This is a genomic window from Pseudoalteromonas sp. P1-7a, assembly GCF_001401855.1.
Lineage (GTDB): Bacteria > Pseudomonadota > Gammaproteobacteria > Enterobacterales > Alteromonadaceae > Pseudoalteromonas.
Genome location: NZ_LKDU01000116.1, coordinates 1 through 323, shown reverse-complemented (window position 1 = coordinate 323; position 323 = coordinate 1). Strand labels below are relative to the sequence as shown.

The window sequence follows — 323 nt, the reverse complement described above, 5'->3', positions numbered from 1 at the left end:
ATTTTAGGATTATCAGAGTTTTCAATGATGCCTATGCTGCCGCTGATCAGTGAAACGTTTGGCTCAACCCCTTCGCAAAGTGGCTATGCTATTAGCGCCTATGCGATTGGCGTTGTAGTTGGCGCACCGGTATTAATGCTTACAACGGCCAACATGCGAAAACGCAAAGCTTTGCTGATTTTTTTAAGCTTAATGTGTATTGCTAATGGTTTAAGTGCATTAGCAACCTCATTGGAGCAGCTTGTTGTTTTTCGTTTTTTAAGTGGCTTACCTCACGGTGCTTACTTTGGTGCCGCTATTTTGCTTGCCTCCGATATTGCCCC

1 protein-coding gene is annotated in these 323 nt (G+C 44.0%); it reads left to right on the top strand.

Features of this window, described 5'->3' with window-relative positions; genetic code table 11:
- The coding region (locus AN389_RS19750) for an MFS transporter (RefSeq protein WP_146258106.1) at positions 1-323 on the top strand (323 nt) is incomplete at both ends.